This is a genomic window from Shigella sp. FC1967, from assembly GCF_001743005.1.
In the GTDB taxonomy this organism is placed as follows: Bacteria; Pseudomonadota; Gammaproteobacteria; order Enterobacterales; family Enterobacteriaceae; genus Proteus.
The window spans coordinates 1-26,004 of sequence record NZ_MIIZ01000222.1 but is presented as its reverse complement, the minus strand read 5'-3'; the positions used below and the strand labels follow the sequence as shown (position 1 = coordinate 26,004).

Annotated in this window: 22 protein-coding genes and 5 pseudogenes; 8 read left to right on the top strand and 19 right to left on the bottom strand. The window is 39.5% G+C overall.

Annotated elements, in window-relative coordinates:
• The 6 genes and pseudogenes from BHE89_RS02110 to thiL form a co-directional block, all read left to right on the top strand.
• A pseudogene (locus tag BHE89_RS02110) lies at positions 1 to 112 on the top strand (protein translocase subunit SecF); the annotation flags it as partial.
• Positions 113 to 228: 116 nt separating this feature from the next.
• On the top strand, positions 229 to 678 hold the full coding sequence (nrdR, locus tag BHE89_RS02105; protein ID WP_069368599.1) for a transcriptional regulator NrdR: 450 nt from the start codon (positions 229 to 231) through the stop codon (positions 676 to 678).
• A 62-nt stretch (positions 679 to 740) separates the two neighbouring features.
• Positions 741 to 1,894 (top strand): annotated as a pseudogene (ribD, locus tag BHE89_RS02100) (bifunctional diaminohydroxyphosphoribosylaminopyrimidine deaminase/5-amino-6-(5-phosphoribosylamino)uracil reductase RibD).
• 212 nt (positions 1,895 to 2,106) lie between these two features.
• On the top strand, positions 2,107 to 2,577 hold the full coding sequence (gene ribH, locus BHE89_RS02095) for a 6,7-dimethyl-8-ribityllumazine synthase (RefSeq protein WP_069368597.1): 471 nt from the start codon (positions 2,107 to 2,109) through the stop codon (positions 2,575 to 2,577).
• A 28-nt stretch (positions 2,578 to 2,605) separates the two neighbouring features.
• Positions 2,606 to 3,019 carry a transcription antitermination factor NusB gene (nusB, locus tag BHE89_RS02090; protein WP_006535124.1) on the top strand — a complete coding sequence of 138 codons (414 nt, stop codon included), beginning with the start codon at positions 2,606 to 2,608 and terminating at the stop codon, positions 3,017 to 3,019.
• Between the two features lie 102 nt (positions 3,020 to 3,121).
• On the top strand, positions 3,122 to 4,105 hold the full coding sequence (gene thiL / locus BHE89_RS02085) for a thiamine-phosphate kinase (protein WP_069368596.1): 984 nt from the start codon (positions 3,122 to 3,124) through the stop codon (positions 4,103 to 4,105).
• Positions 4,106 to 4,188: 83 nt separating this feature from the next.
• Here thiL and BHE89_RS02080 read toward each other — a convergent pair whose 3' ends face one another.
• From BHE89_RS02080 to xseB, 10 genes and pseudogenes are all read right to left on the bottom strand, one after another.
• Positions 4,189 to 4,524 carry a zinc ribbon domain-containing protein YjdM gene (locus BHE89_RS02080; RefSeq protein WP_069368595.1) on the bottom strand — a complete coding sequence of 112 codons (336 nt, stop codon included), beginning with the start codon at positions 4,522 to 4,524 and terminating at the stop codon, positions 4,189 to 4,191.
• A 387-nt stretch (positions 4,525 to 4,911) separates the two neighbouring features.
• Entirely contained in the window at positions 4,912 to 5,919 is a 1,008-nt protein-coding gene (gene rbsR / locus BHE89_RS02075; RefSeq protein WP_171729928.1) for a ribose operon transcriptional repressor RbsR, read from the bottom strand.
• 4 nt (positions 5,920 to 5,923) lie between these two features.
• A complete protein-coding gene (gene rbsK, locus BHE89_RS02070; RefSeq protein WP_069368593.1) occupies positions 5,924 to 6,850 on the bottom strand; it encodes a ribokinase in 927 nt (308 codons plus the stop codon).
• 77 nt (positions 6,851 to 6,927) lie between these two features.
• Positions 6,928 to 7,818, bottom strand: a complete 891-nt coding sequence (gene rbsB, locus BHE89_RS02065; RefSeq protein ID WP_069368592.1) for a ribose ABC transporter substrate-binding protein RbsB — start codon at positions 7,816 to 7,818, stop codon at positions 6,928 to 6,930.
• A gap of 42 nt (positions 7,819 to 7,860) precedes the next feature.
• Positions 7,861 to 8,826 carry a ribose ABC transporter permease gene (gene rbsC / locus BHE89_RS02060; protein WP_069368591.1) on the bottom strand — a complete coding sequence of 322 codons (966 nt, stop codon included), beginning with the start codon at positions 8,824 to 8,826 and terminating at the stop codon, positions 7,861 to 7,863.
• Between the two features lies 1 nt (position 8,827).
• A pseudogene (rbsA, locus tag BHE89_RS02055) lies at positions 8,828 to 10,338 on the bottom strand (ribose ABC transporter ATP-binding protein RbsA).
• Positions 10,339 to 10,345: 7 nt separating this feature from the next.
• Positions 10,346 to 10,765, bottom strand: a complete 420-nt coding sequence (gene rbsD, locus BHE89_RS02050; RefSeq protein ID WP_069368589.1) for a D-ribose pyranase — start codon at positions 10,763 to 10,765, stop codon at positions 10,346 to 10,348.
• Positions 10,766 to 11,112: 347 nt separating this feature from the next.
• Positions 11,113 to 12,978: a 1-deoxy-D-xylulose-5-phosphate synthase gene (dxs, locus tag BHE89_RS02045; RefSeq protein WP_069368588.1), complete on the bottom strand. Its 1,866-nt coding sequence runs from the start codon at positions 12,976 to 12,978 to the stop codon at positions 11,113 to 11,115.
• 66 nt (positions 12,979 to 13,044) lie between these two features.
• A complete protein-coding gene (gene ispA / locus BHE89_RS02040; RefSeq protein ID WP_069368587.1) occupies positions 13,045 to 13,968 on the bottom strand; it encodes a (2E,6E)-farnesyl diphosphate synthase in 924 nt (307 codons plus the stop codon).
• The gene (xseB, locus tag BHE89_RS02035; protein WP_069368586.1) at positions 13,969 to 14,232 is read right to left on the bottom strand and encodes an exodeoxyribonuclease VII small subunit; all 264 of its coding nucleotides are present in this window, start codon (positions 14,230 to 14,232) and stop codon (positions 13,969 to 13,971) included.
• A 201-nt stretch (positions 14,233 to 14,433) separates the two neighbouring features.
• Here xseB and thiI point away from each other — a divergent pair, with 201 nt between their 5' ends.
• A complete protein-coding gene (gene thiI / locus BHE89_RS02030) occupies positions 14,434 to 15,885 on the top strand; it encodes a tRNA uracil 4-sulfurtransferase ThiI (protein ID WP_069368585.1) in 1,452 nt (483 codons plus the stop codon).
• Between the two features lie 188 nt (positions 15,886 to 16,073).
• Here the strand turns inward: thiI and yajL are convergent.
• Both yajL and panE read right to left on the bottom strand, forming a co-directional pair.
• Positions 16,074 to 16,692, bottom strand: a pseudogene (yajL, locus tag BHE89_RS02025) (protein deglycase YajL).
• The gene (panE, locus tag BHE89_RS02020; RefSeq protein ID WP_069368583.1) at positions 16,661 to 17,581 is read right to left on the bottom strand and encodes a 2-dehydropantoate 2-reductase; all 921 of its coding nucleotides are present in this window, start codon (positions 17,579 to 17,581) and stop codon (positions 16,661 to 16,663) included. Before panE ends, yajL begins: the two are co-directional and overlap by 32 nt.
• Positions 17,582 to 17,806: 225 nt before the next feature.
• Here panE and BHE89_RS02015 point away from each other — a divergent pair, with 225 nt between their 5' ends.
• The gene (locus tag BHE89_RS02015; RefSeq protein ID WP_069368582.1) at positions 17,807 to 18,298 is read left to right on the top strand and encodes a YajQ family cyclic di-GMP-binding protein; all 492 of its coding nucleotides are present in this window, start codon (positions 17,807 to 17,809) and stop codon (positions 18,296 to 18,298) included.
• Positions 18,299 to 18,375: 77 nt separating this feature from the next.
• On the opposite strand, the gene BHE89_RS02010 is transcribed toward BHE89_RS02015, so the two are convergent.
• From BHE89_RS02010 to BHE89_RS01980, 7 genes and pseudogenes are all read right to left on the bottom strand, one after another.
• A complete protein-coding gene (locus BHE89_RS02010) occupies positions 18,376 to 19,746 on the bottom strand; it encodes an MFS transporter (protein WP_069368581.1) in 1,371 nt (456 codons plus the stop codon).
• Between the two features lie 173 nt (positions 19,747 to 19,919).
• Positions 19,920 to 20,804: a heme o synthase gene (cyoE, locus tag BHE89_RS02005; RefSeq protein WP_069368580.1), complete on the bottom strand. Its 885-nt coding sequence runs from the start codon at positions 20,802 to 20,804 to the stop codon at positions 19,920 to 19,922.
• Positions 20,805 to 20,815: 11 nt separating this feature from the next.
• The gene (locus tag BHE89_RS02000; protein WP_006535101.1) at positions 20,816 to 21,148 is read right to left on the bottom strand and encodes a cytochrome o ubiquinol oxidase subunit IV; all 333 of its coding nucleotides are present in this window, start codon (positions 21,146 to 21,148) and stop codon (positions 20,816 to 20,818) included.
• Positions 21,148 to 21,759 carry a cytochrome o ubiquinol oxidase subunit III gene (locus tag BHE89_RS01995; RefSeq protein ID WP_069368579.1) on the bottom strand — a complete coding sequence of 204 codons (612 nt, stop codon included), beginning with the start codon at positions 21,757 to 21,759 and terminating at the stop codon, positions 21,148 to 21,150. Before BHE89_RS01995 ends, BHE89_RS02000 begins: the two co-directional genes overlap by 1 nt.
• Positions 21,759 to 23,742: pseudogene (gene cyoB / locus BHE89_RS01990) on the bottom strand (cytochrome o ubiquinol oxidase subunit I). The gene BHE89_RS01995 and the pseudogene cyoB overlap by 1 nt, the downstream one beginning before the upstream one ends.
• Before the next feature lie 4 nt (positions 23,743 to 23,746).
• Positions 23,747 to 24,697: a cytochrome o ubiquinol oxidase subunit II gene (gene cyoA / locus BHE89_RS01985; RefSeq protein ID WP_069368577.1), complete on the bottom strand. Its 951-nt coding sequence runs from the start codon at positions 24,695 to 24,697 to the stop codon at positions 23,747 to 23,749.
• A 498-nt stretch (positions 24,698 to 25,195) separates the two neighbouring features.
• Entirely contained in the window at positions 25,196 to 25,963 is a 768-nt protein-coding gene (locus BHE89_RS01980; RefSeq protein WP_128860280.1) for a nucleoside-specific channel-forming Tsx family protein, read from the bottom strand.
• Positions 25,964 to 26,004: the final 41 nt, after the last annotated feature.

Genomic DNA, 26,004 nt, shown 5'->3' with positions numbered 1-26,004 from the left:
TTCTATTTATGTGGCTTCTGCATTAGCACTGAAAATGGGAATGAAACGTGAACACTTGATTGTACAAAAAGTAGAAAAAGAGGGTGCCGATCAGACAACACTCTTACCATAATAGAGCGTTCTTCTGATAAAACATCGCAAACACCCTGCCAGTGTATACTGACAGGGTGTTTTTTGTTCACTGAACAGGTACACTGTTTATGAGTGTTGTCAAAAGTAGGAATAACTATGCATTGCCCATTTTGTGGAGCCGTAGATACCAAGGTAATTGATTCCAGACTTGTTGGTGATGGTTCACAAGTGCGCCGTCGTCGCCAATGTCTTGTTTGTCATGAACGTTTTACTACCTTTGAAGTAGCAGAGTTAGTGATGCCTCGTGTTGTGAAAAGTGATGAGATACGAGAGCCTTTTGATGAAGAAAAACTTCGTCGAGGTATGCTTAAAGCATTAGAAAAGCGTCCAGTGAGTTCAGACGATGTAGAAGCGGCGATAAGCCATATCAAATCCCAGTTAAGAGCGACGGGAGAAAGAGAAATACCGTCAAAAGAGATTGGTAATTTTGTTATGGAACAACTGAAGAAACTTGATAAAGTGGCTTATATTCGCTTTGCTTCTGTTTATCGTAGTTTTGAAGATATCCGTGATTTTGGTGAAGAAATTGCAAGATTACAGGATTAAGACCGCATTTCATTTAATGATTTGAAAAATAATGATAAATAATAAAACTACAAGTAATTATTATGACTAATAACAACAGCAATAATCCTAATAGAAATGAAAGCCTGCATGATGAACACTATATGCGTCGAGCCATTGAACTTGCTGCATTAGGTCGTTTCACAACATCACCTAATCCTAATGTAGGATGTGTGATTGTTAAAGAAGGTGAAATCATCGGTGAAGGTTATCATCATCATGCGGGAGGTCCCCATGCTGAAGTCAATGCATTAAAAATGGCAGGAGATAAAGCAAAAGGAGCGACAGCGTATGTCACTCTGGAGCCTTGTAGCCACTTTGGTAAAACACCACCTTGTGCTGATGCTTTGATTAATGCGGGGATAAAACGTGTTGTTGCTGCGATGCAAGATCCCAATCCTCAGGTTGCGGGACGAGGATTACATAAATTATTATCCGCCGGAATTGATGTTTCACACGGTGTCTTAATGCAAGAAGCTGAAAAACTTAACGTTGGTTTTTTTAAACGAATGAGAACAGGCTTCCCTTATATCCAGCTAAAATTAGGTGCATCTTTAGATGGTAAAACAGCATTAGCATCAGGTGAAAGCCAATGGATAACCTCTAAAGCCTCTCGTCGGGATGTACAAAATTTTCGTGCCCAAGCTAGCGCTATTTTAACGACAAGTGCAACCGTCCTTGCAGACAACCCTTCTATGAATGTGCGTTGGGATGAGCTTTCAGATGAAATTAAAGCGCTTTATCCTGAAGAAACGCTACGCCAACCTATTCGTATTGTTGCTGATAGCCAAAATAGAGTGACTGAAAATCATAAAATCACTCAAATTGAAGGCGAATGCTGGTTGGCGCGTACAAAATCACAGCCAAGTGACTGGCAGGGTAATGTATCAGAAATTCTATTACCAACGAATGGTAAAAACAGCGGTGTGGATTTAGTTTTATTAATGATGCAATTGGGTAAACGCAATATCAATACCGTATGGGTTGAAAGTGGCGCTCATTTTGCTGGTGCATTATTAGAAGCTGGGCTTGTTGATGAGCTTATTATTTATATTGCGCTAAAATTTTAGGGAATGATGCACGTGGATTATTTGCACTCTCTCCGCTTTTATCATTATCTGAAGCGCCTGAATTTACAGTAGATTCTCTCCAACAAATTGGTTCCGATATCAGAATTTGTTTAAAACCTCGTTATTAATAGACGCAAATAAGTGTGTCTACGGCGCTATTTGTAGTAAAATAGCGCTGTGTGTGTTATTTCCTGTCGTTACGACATCGTTATCAGCCAACTAAATGCCTTGATTTATCAAGGGTTTTTGGCTCCTTTGCTGTGTGATAATAAAACAGAGCGCAGTAAGGGAAAGAATATGATAAAATCCGCGCCCCGCGGATAGGAGAAAAAGGTAACCTATGAACGTAATCAAAGGTGTTGTCGCGGCGCCAAACGCACGCGTAGCAATTGCAATTGCCCGTTTTAATAACTTCATCAACGACAATCTATTAGACGGTGCGGTTGATGCATTAGAACGCATTGGACAAGTTTCCTCTGAAAATATTACCGTCGTTTGGGTTCCAGGCGCTTATGAGTTGCCCTTAACTGTGAAGGCATTAGCAGAAAGCGACAAATACGATGCAGTTATCGCATTAGGTACTGTTATCCGTGGCGGAACCGCACATTTTGAATACGTTGCTGGCGAATGTAGTTCTGGCCTATCTCAAGTTGCAATGCAAAGTGAGATCCCTGTGACTTTTGGTGTATTAACAACGGAAAGTATTGAACAGGCTATTGAACGCGCAGGAACTAAAGCGGGCAACAAAGGTGCTGAAGCGGCAATGACAGCACTTGAAATGATCAATGTACTTAAAGCCATAAAAGGCTAATCATCTGTTTTAACTTAAGGGGAATTTTGTGAAACCTGCTGCTCGTCGTCGTGCTCGTGAGTGTGCTGTTCAAGCTATCTACTCATGGCAATTATCCGGAAATGACATCGCGGATGTGGAATTGGAGTTTTTATCCGAGCAGGATACCCAAGGTGTAGATATTGCTTATTTTCGTGAGCTTTTAGTGGGTGTTGCCATTAATGCAACACGTTTAGATAAGGCAATGGAACCTTATTTATCCCGCCAACTTGAAGAATTAGGTCAAGTTGAAAAAGCAATTTTACGTTTAGCAATGTTTGAACTTAGCTTCCGTGAAGATGTTCCTTACAAAGTTGCGATTAACGAAGCGATTGAACTGGCTAAGGTATTTGGTGCTGACGATAGCCATAAATTTGTTAATGGCGTACTTGATAAAGCTGCACCAACAGTACGTAAAAAATAACGTTTTTCACGTTTCCTCTATGGTAAATAATTCAAGGCCGGTATTTCCGGCCTTTTGTTTAATAAAGCTAGTTTAGTATGCATAGCTCAATAGGAAATAGATATGCCTTGTGGTGAATTCTCCCTTATTAAGCAATATTTCACTTCACAGCCTGTAAAACGAAAAGATGTGAGTACAGGAATTGGGGATGACTGCGCAATATTGACGGTACCTGAAAAGCAACAAATTGCTATTAGTACCGATACTCTAGTGAGTGGTATTCACTTCCTTCCTTCTATCTCACCTGAAGATTTAGCCTATAAAGCACTTGCTGTAAATATTAGTGATTTAGCTGCCGTTGGTGCAGATCCTTCTTGGGCTTCATTAGCTTTAACACTTCCTGATACAAACAGTGAATGGCTTGAGGCATTTAGTCGTTCCTTCTTTGCGTTAGCTGATTATTATGCAATCCAGTTAATCGGCGGTGATACCACTCGTGGTCCTTTGAGTTTAACAATCACTATACAAGGACTTGTTCCACAAGGAACGGCATTACTCCGTTCTGGCGCTAAAATTGGCGATTGGATCTATGTCACGGGTTTTTTAGGTGATAGCGCGGCAGGGCTTGCTGTATTACAAAATAGATTACAGCCGACAGAAAAAGAGCATAGTGACTATTTTGTTGCAAGGCATTTGCGCCCTCAACCTCGGTTACTACAAGGTCAAGCATTACGTCATTTAGCGACATCTGCAATTGATATTTCTGATGGACTGATTTCAGACTTGAACCATATTCTCACGGCAAGTGGCTGTGGGGCTCGCTTAAATTTAGATGCATTACCTTACTCGCCAGCGATGAAAGCGGAAGTGAGTGAAGAACAAGCGGAGATTTGGGCATTAAGTGGCGGTGAAGATTATGAGTTATGTTTTACAGTGCCTGAAATCAACCGCGGCGCTTTAGAAATGGCATTAGCACATACAGGCGCAGATTTTCATTGTATAGGGCAAATTATGCCGATTACTGAAGGTATTCGCTATTTACGTGATGGTAAAGATGTTTACCCTAATCTCAAAGGGTTTGATCATTTCAGTGAGTCTAACGAGTAGTCTTACTTTAATTTAAAGGCGCTCTATTAGCGCCTTTGATGATATTGATAATATCTAACTCGATGTTTAAAGAATCTATTATCTTAGTTCTTTTTCACAAATTCCGATTTCAACTTCATTGGTCCAAAACCATCAATTTTACAATCAATATTATGATCGCCTTCTACTAAACGGATACCTTTTACTTTAGTCCCCATTTTCAGCATGGTTGAACTACCTTTGACTTTGAGATCTTTAATCACCGTCACTGAATCACCATCAGCTAATAAATTGCCGTTAGCATCTTTAACGACTAACTCATCGTTATCAATAGTGGGTTCTGCATCGTTCCACTCATGCGCACATTCAGGGCAAACATACATTGCACCGTCTTCATAGGTGTATTCTGAATTGCACTTAGGACAAGAAGGTAATGACATAATAATACTCTCAAATTTTATCAAAATGGGAAGTGATTAATCGTCACAATGAGGATAACACTTGCCCCATAAATTAAAGGACACATTATCGTTTAAGAGTGAAAGTTCTAAGCAATTTCTTAAATAGGCGTTGCTTCTGATAATGTGAAAGGGCGATAGTATAATGGATTTGATGGAAATTTGCATCTTTCACAGGGTATGACATAACGAGTGAGGAAAAGTAGATTAGATATAGCGAGTTAAATAGAAAATAAAGATAAATAAAAGCAGTTTTAAATATTATTTAACTAATTGATATTAAAGTGTTAATTTAATAAAGATGACTAAAAATAAATGCCCTCATCATAAATGAGAGCATTATCAATAATAGTGTTAATTTTCTTGTTATTATTTTATGAAATCTATCACAGAACCACGCTCTATAAGTTTGGGTGTAAGCACCAGGACATTGTCATCAGCATCGATGTTTTCCATGCGATGTAATAATTGGCTGACAGCAAGCTTACCCAATTCATCTTTGGGTTGATGGATCGTAGAAAGCGGAGGGATCATATAAGAAGCGAGGTCGATATCATCATAACCCATGACTGAAATATCATCGGGTACACGCAACCCTTTTTGATAAATAGCTTGATAAGCACCAACAGCCATCGCATCATTACAGGTGAACACCGCTTGTGGTAAGGCAGAAAGTGAGAGTAATTTTTGCATTGCGCTAAATCCCCCCGCAAATTCAAAATCGCTGGTTAATACAAACTCTTCTCGAATGGTTAATCCTGCTTTTTGCATCGCATTGTAATAACCTTGCAAACGATGTTTTGCGGGAAGCTTATCTTGTGGACCTGCAATACAGGCAATTTCAGTAAAGCCTTTTTCAATTAGATAATTGGTGGCGATTTCTCCCCCAAGTAGAGAGTTATCTTGAATAATATCGCCTCCATATTCAAATGGGGACCAATCCATCATAACCATCGGTAAACGAGGATAACGATTTAGTACTTCATGAGAGGGCGCTCTGGCTTCTGTTGACATCAATAATAAACCATCAACACGTTTTTGTAGCAACGTTTCAAGGCTACTATCCATGCGTTCGTAATCCCCTTCGGTGTTACATAAAATAAGGCTATAACCTTTTTCGTAACAACTGCGTTCAACACCACGAACAACTTCTGCATAGAACGGGTTACTACTGGCTGTCACTAACATTCCAATAGTGTGAGTACAGTTCATTTTTAAACTGCGCGCTAAAGCTGAAGGCGCGTAATTTAAGGTTTCGATAGCGTCATTAACCTTTTTACGAATACCTTCGCTAACATAACGATTGTTATTGATAACGTGAGAAACAGTTGATGTCGAAACGCCCGCCAAACGGGCGACATCTTTCATTGTTGCCAAAGTACTATGCTCGCTCTGCTAAAAATGATTCAATTTCATGACGCCAAGGAACAGACGATTGCGCACCATGACGTGTAACGGCAATTGCAGCTGCTGCGTGAGCAAAACGAATAGCCTCAACGGAAGGTTTCCCTTCTAAGATTGCAGTGACAAATGCCCCATTAAATGTATCACCTGCGGCAATGGTATCAACAGCATCGACACGAAATCCAGGAATTATCACGCCTTTTCCTTGTTCACTAAACCATACCCCGCGGCTACCTAACGTGATTAGCACTTGTTTGATACCTTTACGATGTAAAATCTCGGCAGCTTTTGCTGCACCCGCTTCATCATGCACAGAAACGCCAGTTAATATTTCGGCTTCTGTCTCATTTGGCGTGATAACATCAATAAAACTCAGAAATTCATCCGATAAAGCTTGTGCTGGTGCGGGATTTAAAATGACTTTCGTTTGATGTGATTTTGCAAGTTTTGCCGCTTCAAAAACCGTCTCTAACGGTGATTCTAATTGCATCAGTAAGGCGTCAGCATGCTCAACAACATGATGATACTGCTGAAAATGTGTAGGTGTTAATGCGCCATTTGCACCCGCAACAATGCTAATGACATTTTCACCTTGTTCATTAACAAGGATCATCGCAACACCCGTTGGTGTTTGAGGAATAATGCTAATTGCATCAATATGAATGTTATCTGTTTTAAGTTGAGAGATGATTTCACTGCCAATGGCATCATCACCGACACAAGCAATAAAGGTAATATCGGCGCCACTACGGCCACAAGCCACGGCTTGATTTGCACCTTTACCACCAAAGGCTATTTTGTATTGATGACCAATAATGGTTTCACCAGGTTTGGGAAATTGCGAAATATTCATAATGTGGTCAACATTGATACTACCTAGAACAGCAAGGCGAGGTGTTGTCATAGCCTTTATCCTTGTGAAACATGTTTTAATGATTAAAGCCACCACGGAGCAATATCACCCCGTGGTGTTTATTGTTGTTATTTTTTAATAACTAACTCAAGCTCGACAGGGATTGTTGCATCCACTTTCTCGCCTTTGAGAATTTTATCTGCAGTTTGAATGCCGATAATACCAATTTGATCTGGACGTTGCGCAATGGTTGCACCTAACATGCCACGGTTTACCGCTTTGATCCCATCATCTGTACCATCGAAACCAATCACTAATACATCGGTACGACCGGCAGTTTGCAATGCACGTAATGCACCTAATGCCATTTCATCATTTTGTGCAAAAACAGCCTGAACTGCAGGATACGCAGTTAACAGATTTTGCATTACGTTAAGACCTTTTGTGCGGTCAAAATCAGCGGGTTGGCTTGCAAGTACATCTAATTTATGGGCATCAACGGCTTGCTTAAAGCCTTCACCACGTTCACGCGATGCCGATGTTCCTGTAATACCTTCTAGTTGGATGACTTTGGCATCATTAGCGACTTTTTCAGCAATATAATCTCCCGCCATTTTGCCACCAAGGCGGTTATCTGAAGCGACGTGGCTGACGACGTCACCTTTGTTTGCAACTCGGTCTAAGGTGATCACGGGGATATTGGCTTTATTGGCTAAAATAACTGCATTACCCACAGCATCTGAATCTGTTGGATTAATAAGCATTAAGCGTGTGCCTTTCACGGTGAGATCTTGTACGTTAGCAAGCTCTTTTGCAGGGTTATCCATAGAATCTAGAACAACAAGATCGTAACCTAATCTATTTGCCTCTTTTTGTGCACTGTCTTTCATGGTGACAAAGAAAGGATTGTTAAGTGTTGAGATAACAAGCGCGATCGATTCTTTTGCTAATGCGTTAGCACTGATTGTGGCGCTTAATGCAACAACAGAAAGAAGTGTCGCCATTTTTTTGAGTTTCATAATATAAGTTCCTGTCGGGATTCGGATTAAGAGAATAGAGTGTTATTTTTTGTTATCTACCAAAACAGCAAGTAAGATGACCACCGCTTTTACTATCATTTGATAGTTTGATGATATTCCTAATAAATTTAGTGCATTATTTAAAAAGCCGAGAATAAGCGCACCAATTAATGTACCAATAATACGACCTTTACCCCCCGCAAGGCTGGTGCCACCTAGAACAACGGCGGCGATCGCATCTAGCTCATAGCCATTACCTGCCATGGGTTGTGCTGATGAAAGTCGAGCAACTTCAATGACACTCGCAAGGGCGGCTAATAAACCGCATAATGAATAAACGATGATTTTGATTTTATCGACGCTAATACCCGATAAGCGAGTGGCTGATTCATTGCCTCCTAACGCATAGATATAGCGACCTAAACGGGTGTGATGTAATAAATACCAGGCACTTAAAAAGACAATCATCATTAGCCAAATGGGGGTTGGAATACCAAATGGGCGACCAATACCAAACCAACTAAATAGGTCGGCATTATCGCTAAACCCGGTATTAATTGGGCTGCCGTCGGTATAGACACGCGTAACACCGCGCAGTAATAACATCATGACTAACGTAGCAATAAAGGCTTGTACTTTACCTTTAGCAACGATAATTCCTGTTACTCCTCCAATAGCCGCACCTAATGCCAATGCGCCAACAACAGCAACCAGCGCATTAACATCCGCTCCAACCATAGATGCTGCAACGGCGCCAGTTAAAGCAAGCAATGAACCCACAGAGAGATCGATGCCTGATGTTAAAATAACTAGAGTCATTCCAACTGCCATAATGGCGTTAACCGATGTTTGTTGGAGAATGTTGAAAATATTATTTAAGGTAAAGAAATTAGGGCTGAGTGTGGAAACCACAACAATCAGAAGTAGTAATGCAATCAGCGATTTTTGTTCTAATAGCCAAGCTTTTGAGAACCAACGTTTTGACGCTGGAATTGAATTTGTGCTCATATCAAGCTCCTAATTTCGCGTCATATTGTTTACCAACAGCCGCTGCCATTAGCATTTCTTGTGTGACATTGTGTGCCGAAAACTCACCACTAATACGACCTTCATGCATAACCAAAATACGGTCACTCATTCCCATTACCTCAGGCATTTCAGAAGAAATTAAGATGATGCTTAATCCTTCTTGTTTAAATTTATTAATTAGCTGATAAATTTCTTTTTTAGCGCCCACATCAACACCACGAGTGGGTTCATCAAGAATAAGTACTTTAGGGCGAGTCATTAGGCCTCTTGCGATAGCCACTTTTTTGTTGATTTCCCCCAGATAAAAAGCCAATAGTTTGATCCATTGAAGGCGTTTTTATATTGAATAATTTAATAAAGTCACCGACCGTGAGTTGCTCTTCTTTATGATTAATCACACCCATACTGCGGCTAAAATAGCGAAGTGCAGTCAGAGACATATTTTCTTTTACTGACATGCCAAGCACTAAACCATCACGCTTTCTATCTTCAGAGATGTAAACAATACCTTGTTCCAATCCTTCAACGGGTTTTTTGATTTGGCAGGGTTTACCATCTAACTCAACGGTGCCATTAGTTTTGGGTAATGCGCCGTAGATAATTTTCATTAACTCAGTACGACCCGCTCCCATTAATCCTGAAATACCAAGAATTTCGCTTTCATGTAATGAGAAACTCACTTCGTGAACATCTTCGCCACTGAGGTTAATGACGTTAAGTTTTATTTTTCCTTGTGGAATATTAATACGAGGGTATTGATCTTCTAACTTACGCCCCACCATCATTTCAATCAGGGTGTCTTCTTTTAATGAAGCGACAGGTTTTTCACCAATAAACTGGCCGTCTCGTAGTACCGTTACGTCATCACAAATCTCAAAGATCTCTTTTAAACGGTGTGAGATATAAACAATGCCACAACCTTGATCCCTCAGTTCACGAATAACACTAAATAGTGATTCAGTTTCAGTGTCAGTTAATGCGTCTGTTGGTTCATCCATAATAATCACTTTGGAACCAAAGCTAAGCACCTTGGCAATTTCTACCATTTGCTGATCGCCAATTGATAATTCAGACACTAAACGGTGACTACTGTAAGCAAGGTTTAATCGGGCTAATAACTTATCGGCCTCTGTATACATTTTCTTCCAATCGATAGCACCAAAAGCACGTGTAAATTCACGACCTAAGAAGATATTTTCTGCAATGGTTAATTCTGGAATAAGGTTAAGCTCTTGATGAATAATGCCTATTCCTGCTTCTTGGGAAGATTTTGGGCCATTGAAAGCACAACTTTTGCCTTGATAAATCACTTCGCCAGCATCTTTTTTTATAGATCCCAGTGAGTACTTTCATCAGTGTTGATTTTCCTGCGCCATTCTCACCGACTAAAGCCATTACTCGACCTGGGTAAATTCGCAACGTTGCGCCTGATAGTGCTTTTACGCCGGGGAATGACTTATCAATATCTTTAAGTTCAAGTAAAGGTTCCATATTGTCCTCAAAAAGTCACACCAGAAAACAACACAATATTGGCATAAGGTGTACATTCACCCGTTCTAATAACAGCTTTATTTTCAGTAAGTTGCTTCTTTAATGTTTCATGTGAAACAGAGATTATTTGGATAGGTTTCTTCTGCTCTTGTTCTAATAAATGGAGGTAAGAGATGATTTCATTAAAAAGAGAAGGATTGATCGTTTTAATTTCGTCCGCCAGCATTACGGCTTCCACTTGCATCTCATGAGTGATCGTCTGCAGTACGGACATAAAGTCTGGAATACCTTGAGTCAGAGCAAGATCAATCCGTTCAACAGAGGAGGGAATAGGTAATCCGGCATCTGCAATAGTGATTTTGTCAGTGTGTCCTAAACGTGAAATGACACTCGAGATAGGACTATTAAGTAATACACCTTTTTTCATGTTTCCTCCTCAGCGAAACGTTTCGCTGTCTACATAGTAGAAAAGAAAGAGGGGAAAACAAGTTTGATTTATTCATATTGTGAACATGATACGAAACGTTCGTTGGTGAACAAAAAGAAAGAAAAATCTAAACTTGATTGAATAAATTAACGCTGAATGGTTTCAAGAAAAAAAGTATTTGTTTTCAGTGAATTTCATAAAAATGTGATAACGGACAAGATTATATGGGGGGAATAAGAAGTATGAAAGCGTAAACCAGTATTATACAAGTAGATAATCACAGCCTAAAAAATGTATTAACCTCTCCTTTAGTTAATCAGGAGAGGTTTTTAATCAATTTAATTCAATTAGTTAGCTTGATAAGCCTTAATTGATTTCTCAATACCTTCGGCATCTAATCCTAAGTCAGCTCTGATTTCTTCTTGTCCACCTTGTGGTACAAAAAGATCAGGTATACCTAAGTTCAAGACAGGTACAAGGCAACGTTCTTGCATGAGCAACTCATTAACACCACTACCAGCGCCGCCCATAATGGCATTCTCTTCTAGCGTTACTAACATATCATGTTGTTCAGCGAGAGAAAGAATAAGTGATTGATCAAGAGGCTTGATAAAACGCATATCAGCGACAGTAGCATCCAATTTTTCAGCCACTTCTAACGCTTCTGGTAGTAATGTACCAAAGTTTAGGATCGCAATTCCCTTGCCTTGACGACGAATAATACCTTTACCCATAGGTAGTGGATTAAGTGGTTGCAATTGCGCACCAACACTAGAACCTCTTGGATAGCGTACGGCAACAGGGCCATCTTGATAGTGATAACCAGTATGAAGCATTTGGCGACATTCATTTTCATCACTTGGCGCCATAATGATCATATTAGGAATACAACGTAAGAACGAGAGATCAAAAGCGCCTTGGTGAGTTTGACCATCAGCTCCCACAATACCGCCACGATCAATAGCGAATAAAACAGGTAGTTTTTGAATGGCAATATCGTGGATCACTTGGTCGTAAGCGCGTTGTAAGAATGTTGAATAGATAGCAACAATCGGCTTATAACCCCCAATTGCTAAACCTGCTGCAAACGTAACGGCATGTTGTTCTGCGATCGCAACATCAAAGTATTGTGATGGGTATTCTTTTGAGAAACGCACCATACCAGAGCCTTCACGCATAGCTGGGGTAATAGCCATGAGTTTGGGATCAGTTGAGGCTTCTTCACATAACCAGTCACCAAAAATTTTGGAAAATGTAGGTCGTGCATTCGGGCTTTTAGGTAATGTACCTGCTTGTGGATCAAACTTAGGTACAGCGTGCCAGCTAATAGGATCACGTTCAGCAGGCGCATATCCACGGCCTTTTTTAGTCATAATATGCAGAAGTTGAGGGCCTTTTAGATCACGCATATTAGCGAGTGTTTGTACTAATGCAATAACATCATGACCATCAACTGGACCGATATAGTTGAAGCCTAGCTCTTCAAACATGGTGCCTGGAACCACCATGCCTTTAATATGTTCTTCCGTCTTTTTCAGTAATTCTTTAATGGGGGGAATACCAGAAAAGACCTTTTTTCCACCTTCACGCAAGGTCGTATACAGTTTGCCAGATAACAATTGTGCAAGGTGATTGTTTAATGCACCAACGTTTTCTGAAATCGACATTTCGTTGTCATTAAGTATAACGAGCATATCAGGTTCAATATCCCCTGCGTGGTTCATTGCTTCAAAAGCCATACCCGCAGTAATTGCACCATCACCAATGACACAAACTGTTTTTCTGTTCAGCTTTTCTTGCTCAGCTGCAACAGCCATACCTAGACCTGCACTGATAGAGGTTGAAGAGTGACCGACACAAAGCTTGTCATATTCACTCTCTTCTCGCCAAGGGAAGGGATGCAATCCATTTTTTTGACGGATAGTATCAATGCGGTCACGGCGACCTGTTAAGATCTTATGAGGATAAGCCTGATGGCCAACATCCCAAATGAGGTTATCAAAAGGGGTTTTATAAACGTAATGAAGAGCAACCGTTAACTCAATAGCACCTAAACCTGAGGCGAAGTGACCACTTGAGCGGCTGACACTGTTTAGAAGAAATAGCCTTAGCTCATCACAGAGTTTAGGTAAACTCTCTTTTGGTAATAGGCGCAAATCTTCTGGTGTTTCAACCAACGCCAATGTGGGATATTTTTCGATATCAATGCTCATGTGATGCCTATTAATTAATCACTTGTAATAGGGAAAGAACAGGTAAGCTGCTCTCTTTATTTTTTATTAGTTTTTCCGTTTGACGATAAAACTCGCTAATTGTTTAAGCGTGGTCGTATCGTACTCGTATTGCTCAAGAAACGCTAAGGCATCCAGTGCTTCGTTATACAATTCCTGTGCTTTCTTTTGAGCTTGTGCTAATCCAAGGAGTGCCGGATATGTGCTTTTTCCTGACTCTTGGTCGCTCCCTTGACGTTTTCCTGTTTCTTCAGTACTGCCAATGACATCTAAAATGTCATCTTGTACTTGAAATGCGAGGCCAATAGAGTGGGCATACTTATCTAGTGCGGGTAATACATTATGGCCTTTTGAGCCAGCACTAAATGCACCTAATCGGACAGCTGCACGAATTAATGCACCTGTTTTGTGTAAATGGATTTTTTCAAGAGATGCGAGGTCAATTGATTTATCTTCGGCTTCAAGATCAAGTGCCTGACCACCACACATACCTGCCAGCCCGCTGGCTGTTGCTAATTCAGCAATCATAGCAACGCGATCGGCGATTGCAACATCAGGCATGGGATTTTTGGCTAAGATCTCAAAGGCTAATGTTTGTAATGCATCACCCGCTAAAATTGCGTTGGCCTCACCAAACTCAATATGACATGTAGGCTTACCACGACGTAAATCATCATCATCCATCGCAGGTAAATCATCATGAATGAGAGAATAAGCGTGAATACATTCTACGGCGGCGGCGGGGGCATCAAGGTTAAGTGCTGGGACTTTAAACATTTCGCCCACTGCATAAACAAGAAAAGGACGTAAGCGCTTTCCACCTAAAAGAGCACCATAATGCATGGCTTTACCTAACGGCATGTCAGTAAATGGTAAAGCGGATAGCGCTTGGTTTAATGCATCATCAACACGTTGGTGGGCGGAATCTAATTTATGACGGAACGCATCCGTACTTGAAGTTGCGTTACTCAATTATTCTGCCTCTTGGATAAAATTATCAGGAGTTGCATTATCGTCTTCTTTTAGAAGAATACGAACACGTTGTTCAGCATCTTGTAATGTTTTTTGTCCAACACGGGCTAGACGAACGCCGTGTTCAAACTCATTAAGCGCTTCTTCTAGAGGGAGCTCACCGGATTCTAAACGGTTTACGATTTGCTCAAGTTCTTGCATAGATGCTTCGAAACTTGGTGTTGGTGCGGTGTCTTCGTTAATTGGTGTCGTTTTCTTAGCCATAATATTTTTGATAATAAAGCATGTTAGCGCTGAATAATAGCGATCATCTTACTACAAGTAAGAAGAAAATTTCTTATTCAGTCGATGATTTTTGCGGGTGAGCCCTAAATATTGGTGATATACTTTGTGACTTTTATAAACTCCAGTCAATTTACATCACTGTAGTTTATGTTTCTACTTAATAACCTATGACCATTGACTATGAAGTTTATTATTAAATTATTCCCCGAAATTACGATCAAAAGCCAATCAGTTCGTATACGTTTTATCAAAATTCTTACCAGCAATATTCGAAATGTTCTTAATACATTAGGTGATGAAATCACCGTTGTTCGCAATTGGGATAACATTGTTGTTGTTAGCAAAGATGAAAGTAAAAGTGAAGCTGTATGTGATGCATTAACACGTATTCCTGGTATTCATCACTTTTTACAAGTAGAAGAGCATCCGTATACTGATTTACACAATATTTTTGAGCAAACTTTTGCCGCATTTAAGCATTTAGTTGAAAACAAAACATTTTGTGTTCGTGCTAAACGTCGTGGTAAGCATAGTTTTACTTCAAATGAAGTTGAGCGTTATGTTGGTGGTGGCTTTAACCAACACATTGAAAGTGCAAAAGTGAAATTAACGCGTCCAGATGTCACCATTAACTTAGAAATTGAAGACGATAAACTTATTTTAGTGAATGCGCGCTATGAAGGTATTGGTGGCTTCCCAATTGGTACACAAGAAGATGTTTTATCACTGATCTCTGGTGGTTATGATTCAGGTGTATCGAGTTATATGTTAATGCGTCGTGGTAGCCGAGTTCACTACTGTTTCTTTAACTTAGGTGGCTCAGCACACGAAATTGGGGTTAAGCAGGTTGCATATTACTTATGGAATCGCTTTGGTCGCTCTCATAAAGTACATTTTGTCGCAGTTGATTTTGAGCCAGTTGTTGCAGAAATTTTAGAAAAAATCGACGATGGTCAAATGGGCGTGGTACTAAAACGTATGATGGTACGTGCAGCATCTCGTGTTGCCGAACGCTATGGTGTTCAAGCGATTGTAACAGGTGAAGCATTAGGTCAAGTTTCTAGTCAAACCTTAACTAACTTACGTTTAATTGATAATGCGACTGATACATTAATTCTACGTCCTCTTATCACGCATGATAAAGAAAATATTATCAATATAGCGCGTCAAATTGGTACAGAAGATTTTGCTCGCACAATGCCTGAATTCTGTGGCGTAATTTCAAAAAGCCCAACAGTGAAAGCAGTTAAAGCAAAGATTGAAGCGGAAGAAGAGAAATTTGATTTTTCCATTCTAGATAGCGTTGTTGAAAACGCCAACAATATGGATATTCGTCGTATTGCAGAAGAAACCGTACAGCAAGTTACTGAAGTTGAGATGGTATCTGAATTTGGTGCTAACGATGTTATTTTAGATATTCGCTCACCTGAAGAGCAAGAAACTTCACCATTAAAGATAGACGGTGTTAATGTTAAAGAGTTACCTTTCTATAAATTAAGCACTCAATTTGGTGATCTAGATAAAGCCAAAACTTATTTACTCTATTGTGACCGCGGAATGATGAGTCGTTTACAAGCGTTGTATTTGCGTGAACAAGGCTTTGAAAACGTTAAAGTCTATCGTAAAAAATAATATATAACGTTTATACTTTGATAAAAAGCCACTATCTTTAACTACTTTGGCATACTAAGTAGTTAAAATTAGTGGCTTTTGTTTTTTATACAACAATAATGTTGGGGAATGTCGCTGCTATTCTCCAGGTGATTATATTGAGCAAAATATTATTTTTTTGCTCAATATAATATGTTAGCAATTATTATTTACCTATCCCCAAATCCTGTAAATTCATCTTGGTAATTATAAATACCGGGTGGTAATACCAGTTGTTTGGCAACATCGGCGGCAGCTTCTTTGCCTTTTAAGCGTTCGATAATTTTTAGTGCGAAATCGATAGATGTTGCAGGCGCTTGGCTGGTAATCAAATTAACTCTCTCATCAAAATAGACTCGGTAATCAACCCATTTTTTTTGGCGATATTTTATCTTTTAATGCAGGAAAACCCGTCATGTTACCGACGGGAAAAATATTGTGAGACTCAAGAATAATTGCGGGTGCTGCACAGATGGCTGCAACAAGTTTATTTTCACTGTGCATACGACGTACTTTTTCAACGACTAAAGGGCTATCTCTTAAGGTTTCAGTACCTTGTAATCCACCAGGTAGAATAATAACGTCATAGTGGTGATCGACAACACGAACTAAAGGGGCATCAGCGACAAGTTTTATGCCTCGTGAGCATGTAATTATAAGCTCATCAACATCATCTTCTGCACTTGCAAGTACGACATTAATACCCGCCCTTACCAGTAAATCTGCAGTAGTCACAACTTCGGTTTCTTCACTTCCATTAGCTAGGCAGATGAGTGCTGATATGGTCATAATTGCCTTCCTGTTGTTTAATAAATTGAAAAAGGCGGTTATTTTCTGGCAATACAAGCCCTTGTTCCGAAGCTCGACGCAATAAATAACCCGTAATATAGTCAATCTCTGTATGGCGTTGATATTTCACATCTTGATACATAGAAGAATAATTATTTGCTGTTTGTTCTATGGTATCAATAATATAGCCATGAAGATGTGTTTTGGAGGTGGGAACAACACCTTCACGTTCCATAACTTGATAAACTTCATCGCAGACTTTTTGAATATGTTCAGGGTAGCGCAATAAATCCCCATTACGGCATTGATAATAAACGGTAAGCGGATTGATAACACAATTCACAGCAAGCTTTAGCCAACTAATTGTATGGATATCATTATGCCAAGCGACATCCGGCAAAGCATGGTGTAAGGTTTCCGCTAAATAGCTATATTGTTCAGCGACATGATTTAATGGACCGATATGTGTTATTCCGGTTGCGGTATGAATAACATCTTGTCCTTGTTGATAAGCACCATGAGTAATAATGCCTTGTAAAATAGGTCTGATAACTGGGTGTTGTGTCGCTGTTAATTCATCAGCCGTTCCCATACCATTATGGATAAGTAAAATAGGACATTGTGCAGAAAGATAAGGTAATAGCGAATTAACGGCATCTGAGACTTGCCAAGATTTTAAGCAAACAATTAATAATTCGCTTTGTTTTAACAATTGAAGTTGATTTGCGGTAATACGTTGATAAAAAGGCTCACCATTAATGTTATCAACACTCACGTCTAAAAAAGGCTGAGGTACTCTTAACCAACCTTGTACTTCATGAGATTGGCGTGTTAAAGCTGCAACCCAAAGTTTACCAATCGAACCACATCCTAAAACGGTAATTTTCATTGTGCCTCTTTTTTGCAAATCGCAATAGCTAAGGTGGCTACTGACGGTCATTAGACTATTTAGCCAAAATTATAACATTGATTGCATTTCTCTGTTTAAAGTATGTTTGCGCTTTACTATAAGAGATCATGAAGGGAATAAGTTTGTTATTGAATGTGCGATGCTTTTTTGTAACCCTAAAAGAAGCTATTATTCGGGCTGTATTTATTTATTGAGGAAGAAAGAATGCCATCTTTTGATATCGTATCTGAAGTTGACTTACATGAAGTGCGTAATGCGGTAGAAAATGCACAACGTGAACTGACTACTCGCTGGGATTTTCGTAACGTTGAAGCAAGCTTTGAATTAAACGAAAAAGCAGAGTCAGTGAAAACGACCAGTGTATCTGAATTTCAGGTTCAACAATTATTAGATATTCTGCGTGAGAAAATGGCAAAAAGAGGGATTGATGGTGCGGTATTGAATATCCCTGAAGAGATGACTCATAGCGGAAAAATGTACAGCGTAGAAGCTACCTTAAAACAAGGTATTGATACCGCTTTAGCGAAAAAAATTGTTAAGTTAATCAAAGACAGTAAATTGAAAGTTCAGACTCAAATTCAAGGTGAGCAAGTTCGCGTTACAGGTAAATCACGTGACGACTTACAAGCCGTAATGAAATTAGTCAGAGAAGGTGAGTTAGGGCAGCCATTCCAATTTAACAATTTCCGTGACTAATTGTTTATTCATTTAGTTATAAAAAATGCGCTGGTTGAACAGCGCATTTTTATGTTATCTCGTCAATGCATTGAGCCTTAAACTAAAGGGATCAACGACTCTAATGTTGTTCTCGGCGTTTGTTTAGTATCAACCTTAATATAAGCACTCTGTTCATCCGCAATCATCACAACTTCATTAACCCCAGGTTGTTGCTTAAATAATTGTTGGAGTTGCTGTTGTTGGTGTGAAGATAAATTTGGAGGTAATTCAACACGTAAGCTACTGACATAAGAGGGTTGGTGCAATGTCAGGCTAATGAAAAACCAAATGAAGCCAATCACTAAACAGCCTAAAAATACAGTTTGTGCACTATAATGCTGGTAAAGCCATCCCCCTAAAATTCCGCCTAATGCCACGCCTAAAAATTGGCTGGTGGAATAAATTCCCATTGCTGTACCTTTATAACCTGCTGGCGCTTCTTTACTAATTAATGAAGGAAGTAGGGCTTCCATAATATTAAAACCAATAAAGAAAACCTGAATGCCTGCAATAATTAACCATAAACTAGAGCCTGAAATAATAAGAACGGCTTGCGCAATAATAAGTAAGAAAATACAGAATAAGAAAACTTGTTTCATTTTGCGTTTCTTTTCTGCATAGATAATAAAAGGAAGTACAGTAATAAAAGCAATAAGCATAGTGACTAGGTAAACAATCCAATGTTTCTCTTTCTCTAAACCTGCGCTACTCATAACTAGGGGGAGTGCAACAAATGCAGCCATTAATAAAGTATGTAGTGAAAAAATGCCTGTATTAAGCTTAAGCAGCTGAGCATCAAATAAAACTTTTTTTACACTACCACGAACAAAACCAGACTCTCTATTAAGAATATGATGTTCGCTATTTGGTACAGTAAAAAGCGTAATAATAATGCCACCAAAGGCGAGTAGGGCAATCCCCCAAAATAGGCCATGTAAGCCAAAAATATGCGTTAAAATAGGTCCTAATACTAAGGCTAAAGCGAAGGTTATTCCAAAGCTAATACCGATAAAGGCCATTGCTTTTGTTCTATTTTGTTCTCGAGTTAAATCTGATAATAACGCCATTACTGCTGCAGAGATAGCTCCCGCCCCTTGTAATGCTCTACCAATAATAATGCCGTAGATATTGTCACTGAGTGCAGCAATCAAACTCCCAATAATAAAAATAATTAAGCCAAAAACAATCATTGGTTTTCGACCAAATTTATCAGAAAAAATACCAAAAGGAATTTGGAATATAGCTTGTGTTAATCCATAAATACCGATGGCTAATCCAATGAGAGATTCGGTTGCGTGTTGTAGTTGAAGCCCATAAGTGGTTAAAACTGGGAGTACCATAAACATGCCAAGCATGCGAAGAGAAAAAACAGTGCCTAGTCCCCATGTTGCTTTACGCTCTAATGGAGTCATTTTATTATCATTCATGGATTACCTCGTATACTGATACCTCTCATTGTAATGGCAAATCTTGGTGAGGTTAATCAATAAATGGGATACAAAAAAGACAAAACTGTACTGATATCAGGCGAAGTCGTCAAAGAGATAAAAAAATACCAGTCAGAAGGCTGACTGGTATTTAGATTACGTTAATAAATACATTATCTTAGATACGCAAGAACCGCTTCTGTTGAGCTTGTTGGATCAACAGACATCATTACGCTTAATGAAGTGATTGCGACAATAGAGAAAATAAATAATTTTCGTGCCCACACAATATCATTGGTTGCTTTATAACCAGATAAAGCCATGCCTAACCACCAAATACTAACGGCTGAAGCCACAATCAGGTATTTATAACCTGCATAACCAACTAATGTCAGCATTAAGGTTGCAATCATAAACGCCAGAATATAGAGAATGATATGACGTTTAGCGACAGAGATCCCTTTAATTACAGGTAATACAGGGATATTCGCAGCTTGGTAGTCTTTAAAACGGAAAATAGCAATGGCATAAGAGTGAGGCATTTGCCACAAACTAAAGATAAGTAATAGGATTGCCGCGCCTGCATCAAATTCACCGCTAACGGCACAATAACCGATAACAGGAGGTGCAGAGCCAGATAAGCTTCCAATCAGTGTGCCATAAACAGATTTACGCTTCATATAGAGGCTATAAACCCCAACATAAATAATAAAACCGAATACAGCGATAAACATTGCAAGTGGGTTGGCTGCTACATAGAGCAGCACAACACCTGCAATACCTAATACTGAGGCATAAATCAGGCTAATTCGAGGGTCAATTAATCCTTTAACTAATGGACGATTCTTCGTTCTTTCCATGATACGGTCAATATCACGGTCAATATAGTTGTTAAAAACACAACCAGAAGCAACGACCAGAGACACCCCAAGTAGAGTCGCGAAAAATAGGGAGTAATCAATCTCACCTTTAGAAGCGAGTAGAAAACCACCTATTACAGAAATTAAATTTCCGAAGATAATTCCTGGTTTGGTGACTTGTAGGTATTGCTTAATCATAGCGACAACTCTTAATCCATCATCATATTGATGTTCAGGTTGTACATAATCCACAGCGAGCCTACGACAACAATGCCGATAATAAGCAGTGTGAACAGGAATGCGACGACGTTCCAGCGCTCTTCTGATGACGTATTCATATGTAAGAAGCAGACTAAGTGAACCACAATCTGCACGACTGCCATACCGACAACCGTCCATAGAATTGTTGCTGGTGTCGCTGTTCCTTCCATCACCATCCAAAATGGAATAACGGTGAGGATAACAGACAGAATAAAGCCGATTAGGTAAGACTTCATGCTGCCGTGGCTTGCGCCTGAAGGAGAAGTATTTGGATGACTCATTACATCGCTCCCATCAGATAAACTACGGTGAACACACAGATCCAGACAACGTCAAGGAAGTGCCAGAACAGACTTAAACAGCTTAAACGAGTACGATTAACTTCTGTTAAACCACGGCGTGATACTTGGATCATCATAATCACAATCCAAATTAAACCCGCAGTTACGTGAAGACCGTGCGTTGATACTAATGCAAAGAATGCAGATAAGAATGCACTGCGATCTGGGCCATAACCTTCTGCGATTAGCTCATGGAATTCGTAAACTTCCATGATGACGAAACCTAAGCCGAATAAGAAAGTAACAAATAACCACAGATTAACTTGGCTGACGCTACCTTTATTCATGCTCAGCATAGCGAAACCGAAAGTGATACTACTAAATAGTAGTAAGAAGGTTTCAACTAAAACAAACGGTAAGCTAAAAATCTCTTTACCTGAAGGACCATCTGCAATCCCGTTAACAAGCACCGCATAAGTGGCAAATAAGCTGGCAAACAGGATAAGGTCGCTCATTAGATAGATCCAGAAGCCGAAAACTTTCGTTGCTCCTGCATCGTGGTGCCCATGATGCTCATGGGCGTTTGCGTTATTTACAGTTTGAGTAGACATTATTTCACACCTGCTTTTTTCAGTTCTTCATAATGCTTATTCTCGAGAGCTTCAATTTCAGGTACTTGGACATAGTAATCCACATCTGTATCAAAGCTTTTCACGATCCAAGTGACAATCATGCCAGCGAAACCAACGATAGCTAACCACCAGATATGCCAGATCATGGCAAAGCCAAGTACTAAGCTGAATGCTGAAATAATCACACCAGCGCCTGTATTTTTAGGCATATGGATGGGTTCATACTTGGTTGGACGCTGATAAGCTGTGCCTTTTTCTTTCTGATCCCACCACTCATCACGAGTTTGAACATTAGGTTCAACCGCAAAGTTATAGAAAGGCGCAGGTGAAGAAATTGACCATTCCAGCGTACGACCACCCCATGGATCTCCCGTTAAGTCACGGTTTTGATCACGGTCACGGATACTTACGTAGATCTGGATAACTTGACAAGCGATACCGATAGCAATCAGAGCCGCACCACCCGCAGCAACCATTAACATTGGATGGAATTCTGGGTTGATATTTTGGCTGATACGACGAGTCATTCCCATAAAGCCAAGAATATACAGTGGCATAAAGGCCATAAAGAAGCCGATAAACCAGAACCAGAATGCACGGATACCCCATTTTTCATTCAGTGTGAAACCGAATGCTTTAGGGAACCAGTAGGTCATACCTGCGAAACAGCCAAATACCACACCACCAATGATAACGTTATGGAAGTGAGCAATTAAGAATAAGCTGTTATGTAAAACAAAGTTTGCACCTGGAACGGCTAACAGAACCCCAGTCATCCCCCCAACAGAGAAGGTGATAAGGAAACCGATAGTCCACAGCATTGGGCTTTTATATTCGATACGACCTTGATACATCGTAAACAGCCAGTTAAAGATTTTAACCCCTGTTGGTATAGCGATGATCATTGTGGCGATACCGAAGAAGGCATTGACGTTGGCGCCAGAGCCCATGGTAAAGAAGTGGTGTAACCAAACGATAAATGACAACACGGTAATAACGACAGTTGCACCGACTAAAGAGGTATAACCGAATAACCGTTTTTTAGAGAATGTTGCTGTAACTTCAGAGAACACACCAAATACGGGCAGAACAAGGATATAAACTTCTGGATGACCCCAAGCCCATACAAGGTTGATGTACATCATCATGTTACCGCCCATATCATTGGTAAAGAAGTGTGTACCAAGATAGCGGTCTAATGTTAACAGCGTAATAGTGACTGTTAAAATTGGGAATGCAGCAATAATTAGGACGTTAGTACATAAAGCAGCCCAAGAGAATACTGGCATTTTCATCATGCTCATACCCGGCGCACGCATACGCAGGATCGTCGCGAAGAAGTTAACCCCAGTTAGAAGCGTACCAATACCAGATATTTGTAAACTCCATATCCAATAATCGACCCCGACTCCAGGGTTATACTCCAAGCCTGATAGCGGTGGATAAGCTAACCAACCTGTTTGAGCAAACTCACCAATACCTAAAGAGATGTTGATTAATAACACACCTACAACAAAGAACCAGAAACTCAATGAGTTTAGGAATGGGAAGGCAACATCACGAGCACCAATTTGTAAAGGTACAACAAGGTTCATCAGACCTACAACGAAAGGTGTTGCCATGAAGAAAATCATGATTACACCGTGTGCGGTAAAAATCTGATCATAGTGATGAGGTGGTAAGAAACCCGCTTCGCCAGCAGAGGCGAGCGCTTGTTGGCTTCTCATCATAATCGCATCGGCAAAGCCACGGAACATCATGACCATTGCAACGATGATATACATAATACCAATTTTTTTTATGGTCAACGCTGGTTAACCATTCGGTCCATAACCATTTCCATTTACGAAAATAAGTTAGTGCGCCAACAACAGCAAGCCCACCAAGCACAATACCGAGTAAAGTTACTACGATAATGGGTTCATGTAGCGGGATTGCATCAAGAGTTAATTTTCCGAACATGCCTTTATTCCTCTGCTCCTGCATGTGCCGCATGGCTCATGTTCATATTCATTGTTGCATCAGCATGTGCTGTCTGATTGCTACTGGTGTGAGCGCCATGACCAGTGTGACCAAATTTAGAAATGGTCTCTTGGAATAACATTGGCTTCACGCTTGAATAGTAGGTCACTGGATTTTTCTGGCTTGGTTTAGCAAGTTCATTAAATGCAGCGGTCGTATTTAACGTATCTGGCGATTGTTTGACTTTTTCAACCCACGCATCGAAACCGGCACGATCAGGTGTCGCAATCGCTGTAAATTTCATATCAGAGAAGCCGTGTCCACTATAACTTGCTGACATACCTTGATATTCACCTGGTTCATTAGCAATTAAGTGTAGCTTCGTCTGCATTCCTGCCATCGCATAGATTTGTCCACCTAAGCGAGGGATAAAGAATGAGTTCATGACAGAGTCAGACGTGATTTTGAAATTAACAGGAACATTAGTCGGGAAAGCCAGTTCATTAACGGTTGCTATACCTTGTTCTGGATAGATAAATAACCATTTCCAATCCATTGAAACAACTTCAATGGTGACCGGTTTTTCTGTGGACTCTAATGGTTTGTAAGGATCGAGTTCATGGGTAGTTTTCCATGTAATACTCGCCAAAATCACAATAATGATAATTGGCACTGTCCAAACGACGAGTTCAATTTTATTTGAGTGAGCCCAGTTTGGGCGATAGGTGGCTTTAGTATTGGATTCACGGTAGCGAAAAGCGAAAACAATCACCATCAGTATTACCGGTATCACAACAATTAACATTAAACCAAGTGCAATGAGGATTAATGTTTTTTGCTCAGCGCCGATAGCGCCTTTGGGATTCATTAACGCCATATCACAGCCACTTAATAGAAGCGCTGCTGCTAATAGCGAGAGTGTCCCAATACTTTTTATGTATTTCATAAGTCTCATCCAACGACCCAAATGATAAAGGTTCTATTGTTGTTTCATCAGTATCAGTAAGGACATTTTACGGTAAGGTTGCGACAGTGTAAACAATTGTAATGGTAAGTAAGTGGTTGGTTAGTCTTTTGTGTTAATGTGATCACAAGTAATCAAACTATTAAATAAATGTTAACTTAATTATTGTGTATTAACTATAATTTCATAAAGTACCATGTTTTTAAAATAAATACATATTTTTACAAATAAAAATGCAGTAAAAAAGTGTAAGAAAACGTATTTTGAGTAAAAAAAGAAACAAAATAGAGGTCGGAGGAGAGTTGATAGGAAAAATCCTTTCCATGTTGATGTTTAATATCTTTATTTGATCATTGTATGATTTTTAATATGGATAATTGGCTATTTTGTGAATATTTATATCCAATGAGAAAGTTTTTCATTAAGTAATAAAAAGAGGTTACAGCGAATAAAAAGGCTTTCGCTGTAATAAAAATTAACAATTAGCGATCAAAAATTATATTTTAGGCTGTATACAATGCCGTCTTGCAGAAAATCTTCGCCTAATTTTTTATAAGCATAACGATATTGAATACCGGTGGTAATCGAGGTCGTTGGATGCCACCAAAAAGCTAAAGCACCATTAAACCCATTTTTTCCTCCATTGCCATAACGCTCATGACGATTAAATTCCATTTCATGCCAATTGCTAATACTAAATTTTTGATCACTAATAGAAAAATCATATCCAGCGACCCAACCAACGACATAGCCATTATTTCCTGAATAGTAAGTTTGATCGACATAGTGAAGTGCGATAAAGGGTTTAAACCATAAATTATCAATTTGTGTGTTATAGCCTAAACCGTAAAGCGTATTCACTTCATGGAAGTTACCCTTGTTTTCTTTGCCCGGAAGTGACCATGTACCATAAATATGCCCGTAAAAATTAAAATGACTTTCACCCAAATAAATGCGGCTGGTTGCTTTAACGGTATAACGTTGATTATCACCTGGCTGTGTTTTGCGAGGATTAAAGGGGTTTTCTAGATCAAAAAATCCATAAAACTCACCCCATGAAAAGTTAGCACCACCTTCGAGTTCTAAATAGGCAAAATCATCTTTATGAGAAGATTGCCCTGTTTTATGTGTTGTATGAGAAGTCCAATCAAGATAATTGATGCTGGTATTAGCGAAGCCACCTAAATAGCTAGCTTGAGCGGATAAAGAAAGTGTACTAGCGATGGTTAATAGAAATGTTTTTTTATCATGAGTAATCTCAATTAAATTTAATGAAATAATTTTTCGGTGAATTTGTT

Coding starts and splice junctions, on each gene's coding strand:
- thiI (WP_069368585.1), top strand. CDS start 14,434: ATGAAGTTTATTATTAAATTATTCCCCGAAATTACGATCAAAAGCCAA.
- cyoA (WP_069368577.1), bottom strand. CDS start 24,697: ATGAGACTTATGAAATACATAAAAAGTATTGGGACACTCTCGCTATTA.
- BHE89_RS02080 (WP_069368595.1), bottom strand. CDS start 4,524: ATGTCATTACCTTCTTGTCCTAAGTGCAATTCAGAATACACCTATGAA.
- BHE89_RS02010 (WP_069368581.1), bottom strand. CDS start 19,746: ATGAATGATAATAAAATGACTCCATTAGAGCGTAAAGCAACATGGGGA.
- rbsB (WP_069368592.1), bottom strand. CDS start 7,818: ATGAAACTCAAAAAAATGGCGACACTTCTTTCTGTTGTTGCATTAAGC.
- thiL (WP_069368596.1), top strand. CDS start 3,122: ATGCCTTGTGGTGAATTCTCCCTTATTAAGCAATATTTCACTTCACAG.
- nrdR (WP_069368599.1), top strand. CDS start 229: ATGCATTGCCCATTTTGTGGAGCCGTAGATACCAAGGTAATTGATTCC.
- dxs (WP_069368588.1), bottom strand. CDS start 12,978: ATGAGCATTGATATCGAAAAATATCCCACATTGGCGTTGGTTGAAACA.
- BHE89_RS02015 (WP_069368582.1), top strand. CDS start 17,807: ATGCCATCTTTTGATATCGTATCTGAAGTTGACTTACATGAAGTGCGT.
- xseB (WP_069368586.1), bottom strand. CDS start 14,232: ATGGCTAAGAAAACGACACCAATTAACGAAGACACCGCACCAACACCA.
- BHE89_RS01995 (WP_069368579.1), bottom strand. CDS start 21,759: ATGTCTACTCAAACTGTAAATAACGCAAACGCCCATGAGCATCATGGG.
- BHE89_RS02000 (WP_006535101.1), bottom strand. CDS start 21,148: ATGAGTCATCCAAATACTTCTCCTTCAGGCGCAAGCCACGGCAGCATG.
- panE (WP_069368583.1), bottom strand. CDS start 17,581: ATGAAAATTACCGTTTTAGGATGTGGTTCGATTGGTAAACTTTGGGTT.
- rbsC (WP_069368591.1), bottom strand. CDS start 8,826: ATGAGCACAAATTCAATTCCAGCGTCAAAACGTTGGTTCTCAAAAGCT.
- rbsD (WP_069368589.1), bottom strand. CDS start 10,765: ATGAAAAAAGGTGTATTACTTAATAGTCCTATCTCGAGTGTCATTTCA.
- ribH (WP_069368597.1), top strand. CDS start 2,107: ATGAACGTAATCAAAGGTGTTGTCGCGGCGCCAAACGCACGCGTAGCA.
- rbsK (WP_069368593.1), bottom strand. CDS start 6,850: ATGACAACACCTCGCCTTGCTGTTCTAGGTAGTATCAATGTTGACCAC.
- cyoE (WP_069368580.1), bottom strand. CDS start 20,804: ATGATTAAGCAATACCTACAAGTCACCAAACCAGGAATTATCTTCGGA.